Raw genomic sequence first — 2,937 nt, forward strand, 5'->3', positions numbered from 1 at the left:
GTTCCGGCAAGCTCGACTTCGCCGGCGTGACCAAGCTGGTGCGCGGCGAGGAAGAGCTGAAGGTCAAGGCCGCCTGATGGCGAAAGGCGAACGGCCGGCGCAGTGCGCCGGCCCGCCAAGACTTCCGCCGGCCCCGGCTTTGCGGTTGTTTCGCTCGAGCGGGTCGCTGGGCAAGGCGTCGCGCTTCAGACTATTTTGCCCCACCTCGCCCAAAGATCTTCTGCAGCACGAGCTTCAGCCGCTTGAACTCGTAGCGGCGCCGCAATTTGGCCAGCGTCGCCCGGTTGGCGGCGTCGATCGCGGGCAGCGAGTCCGGCGCTGCCGCCTGCGGCAGCGCGAGCAGCGCGTCGGCGTGGCGGTCGGCGAAAGGCTGCGGGTCGTAGGTGGCGAACGGCGTCGGCGGGTCACTCAGCACGGTCGGATTGCTGTTGATCTCGAACACCACGAGCTTGCCCTCGGCAAGCGTGTAGTCGATGCGCCCGTACTGCATGCGGGCCTTTTCGAAGACCTGCATCACCCGCCCGGCATGCGGGTTCTCGGTAATGTAGGCCCTGATCTCGTCGATGTGGGCCGGCAAGAGCCGATCGGCCGCATTCTTGACGAACCACGATTTCGACATCGCAATATGCTGGGCGTAGATCGTATCGCCGACCCGGTAGGCGGCGAATTTCCGGTAGTATCCGTCAGGCCCTGGCGTGCCGGTCATCTCCACCACGATCGGCCGCACCAGCTTGCGCCCGTCCGGCCTTGCGAGTGCCGCGTCCAGCGCCGGCCGGTCGTGCAGAAGCGGCGGCTCCTCGTACAGCGCGCCCACCTCGTCGCGGATGAAGACGGGATAGCACATCGTGTCATCGAGCTCGTCCGGCCTGAATGCGCGAAAAAAGTTGCCGTCGTCGCCGCGCAGCACGCGCAACAGATCCAAGCGCTGCAGGCTGGCCGTCGGATGGTTGAGCTGCGTCAAGCCCGTTTGCTGCGCCAGCTCGGCGCTCAGCTCGGCTGCCCGCTGCAACTCCTCGGCGCTCAGCCGGTCCATGTCCGACCAGACCACCACGCCCGCGCGAACGCCGCGCAGCAACCCGGCATCCTCATAGCGAACCAGCCGGAACGATGCTTGCAGGTCTGGGCGGTGATAGAGAAGCACGACCGCATGAGTATAGGCGTGCTTTCTATGCGTGACGTAGAATATCAAGTGATCGCGTCCCCCGGCCTGCACAATTGCAAACGGCAGCCTTGCTGACTAGCAAAAAGCTGCGGCACGCCCTATAGCGCGTGGGCAAGTCGGGTGGCCGAGAGATGAACGTCGAGAGCAATGCGCTTCCAATCCGGAAGCTGGACGCGGACGACATGCCGCTGCTGATGGAGCTTGAGGCTGCCGCCTGGGCCGGTCCGCTGCGAGCCAGCGAGGCGACCATCCGCCGCCGGCTGGCGCTTGGCCACACCATGCTGGGCGCGATCGACGGCGACGCGCTGGCCGGCACGCTCTGCTTCACCGAAACCAGCCAGGACCCGCTGGTGCGCGCCGATTTTCCCACGAATTTCGATGCCTTTGCATCGCTGCCGCGCAGCGAGCCGGTGCACTCGCTTTATGCCTACAATCTCTGCGTCCGCCCCAGCCACCGCGGCGGCAACACGGCAATCCGGCTGCTGAAGGAGATGGAGCACCACGGCCGCCGCCTCGGCGCGCGCTGGCTGATCGGCGACGGCCGCTGCTCGGCCTATGCCGGCTCATCCGGCGACGAGGACGACGACGACCAGGTCAGGTCCGACCCGCGGTTCCGCGCCACCATAGACCGCTGGAACGAGACCGGCATAAGGCCGCCGCTCGAAGAGATCATCCGCGATCCGCTGCTGCGGCTGCACTACCGCGTCTACGAGTGCGAGTTCCTCTACGTCATGCCGGATTTCTTCCCGCAGGACGCCGCGTCCGGTGGGTTCCGGGTCATCTCGGCCAAGGACCTGAAGAAATGACATGCGGGCCGGCCACGGCATGACGGCTCCGTTCTTCAATCCGTTCGCGCTCGGCGAAGATCCGTTCGCGCATTTTGCGGAGATGCGCGCTCTGGGCGGCATCGCGCGCGGAGCCGCGCCCTATCCCGAGCTTGCCGACGCGCATTACGTCTTCAGCCATGAGCTGGTGTCCCGCGTCCTCAAGCATCCAGCTCTCCTGCAGGCGCCGCCCGGCAGGTATGAGGAGGTCCGCCGCAAGCTTGTCGACCAGGCGCCGATGGCGCTGCTCAGCCGGTCTGTGATGCTCGCCGATCCGCCGCATCATGGTGAGCTGCGCCGGCCGGTTGCAGGCTGCCTCTCCAGATCCGCCGTCGAGACGCTGACACAGGGCCTGCGCGCGCTAAGCCGCGAGCTGGTCGACCGGGCGATGGCGGACGGCCGCATCGATGCCGTCGCCGGGCTCGCCGTGCCGGTCTCCTTCTGGCTGCTGCAGGAAATCATGGGCATCGAGATCGAGGATCCATGGGCGCTGAAATCGGTGACCAGCCGCATGGCTGGTGCGTTCGACCTGCGAACAGACCAGCCGCCGGCTGCCAGCGCCGCGGCCTATGGCGAGTGCCGGGCCTTTGTCGAGGAACGGCTGGCGCAACAGGCCTTCCGGCCGGACGGAATGGTCGCCCGCATGGCGCGGGAAGTCGCCGAAGGGCGCTGGTCGCGCGAGGACATGGTGGCCAATGTCGTGTTCATGCTGTTTGCCGGACAGGAGACCGTCGTCGACGCTTTCGGCAACGCCGTGGTCGCGCTGCACCGTTTTCCAGAACAGCGCGACCTGCTCGAGCGCCGGGCTGTCGACTGGAGCAGCGCCGCCGCCGAGCTCCTGCGCTACGGCGCCTCCGTGCAATACGCGGTGGCGCGCATCGCGGCCGAAGACATCGACCTCGGCAACGTTGGGATCGCGAACGGCGAGGCGGTGGTGGCGGTGCTCGGCAG

3 protein-coding genes are annotated in these 2,937 nt (G+C 67.0%); 2 read left to right on the forward strand and 1 reads right to left on the reverse strand.

All coding sequences use genetic code 11. The annotated features are described in order from the left end of the window. Window positions 1-190 precede the first annotated feature (190 nt). Window positions 191-1,189: a hypothetical protein gene (locus EN780_RS31155; RefSeq protein ID WP_127392831.1), complete on the reverse strand. Its 999-nt coding sequence runs from the start codon at window positions 1,187-1,189 to the stop codon at window positions 191-193. A 104-nt stretch (window positions 1,190-1,293) separates the two neighbouring features. On the opposite strand from EN780_RS31155, the gene EN780_RS31160 reads away from it, so the two are divergent. Together EN780_RS31160 and EN780_RS31165 are read left to right on the forward strand one after the other, a co-directional pair. Further along, entirely contained in the window at window positions 1,294-1,968 is a 675-nt protein-coding gene (locus EN780_RS31160) for an N-acetyltransferase (RefSeq protein ID WP_128276193.1), read from the forward strand. 1 nt (window position 1,969) lies between these two features. Next, the coding region (locus tag EN780_RS31165) for a cytochrome P450 (RefSeq protein ID WP_133372795.1) at window positions 1,970-2,937 on the forward strand (968 nt) is incomplete at its 3' end.

Origin of the sequence: Mesorhizobium sp. M4B.F.Ca.ET.089.01.1.1, assembly GCF_004022605.1 — a bacterium.
Classification (GTDB): domain Bacteria; phylum Pseudomonadota; class Alphaproteobacteria; order Rhizobiales; family Rhizobiaceae; genus Mesorhizobium; species Mesorhizobium abyssinicae.

Coding starts and splice junctions, on each gene's coding strand:
- EN780_RS31160 (WP_128276193.1), top strand. CDS start 1,294: ATGAACGTCGAGAGCAATGCGCTTCCAATCCGGAAGCTGGACGCGGAC.